This window comes from Zhongshania borealis (genome assembly GCF_039539625.1).
GTDB classification, from domain to species: domain Bacteria; phylum Pseudomonadota; class Gammaproteobacteria; order Pseudomonadales; family Spongiibacteraceae; genus Spongiibacter; species Spongiibacter borealis.
Window position 1 is genome coordinate 1 of sequence record NZ_BAABDM010000027.1, and the last position, 611, is coordinate 611.

Consider the following 611-nt stretch of genomic DNA (forward strand, 5'->3'; position numbering starts at 1 on the left):
CAGCATTGCGGTTGATGGCGCGGACCTTGCGGCGGATACCAGCTTCGATGCAACAGTGACTGGCAGCGATGATGCCGGTAATCCGTTCACGGCTACCACGACCTCAACCCACACGGTTGATACTGCAGCGAGTGCAATAATCGCCGTTAACGACATCACCGCAGATGACATCGTGAACGCAGCGGAAGCTGGAACAACCATCAACGTCACGGGTACCGTCGGTGGCGATGCAACAGTGGGCGACACTGTTAGCTTTACTATAAACGGCACGCCTTACAGCGGTACTGTGCTGGCGGGCAACACCTACAGCATTGCGGTTGATGGCGCCGATTTGGCAGCCGACACCAGCTTCGATGCGACAGTAACGGGTACAGACGCGGCAGGTAATCCATTTACCGCAACGACTACATCGACTCACACGGTTGATACCACTGCTGCGGCAACGATCACCGTCAACGACATCACGCCAGATGACATTGTGAACGCAGCGGAAGCTGGAACAACCATCAGCGTCACCGGTACCGTTGGCGGCGATGCCACAGTGGGCGACGCAATCAGCTTCACCATTAACGGCACGCCTTACAGCGGTAGTGTGCTGGCCGGCAACACCT

General features: G+C 57.1%; 1 protein-coding gene. It reads left to right on the forward strand.

The window, feature by feature from the left end; all coding sequences use genetic code 11:
• Window positions 1–611, forward strand: a 611-nt coding sequence (locus ABD836_RS19420; protein WP_344939322.1) for an Ig-like domain-containing protein, incomplete at both ends; no start/stop codon positions are given.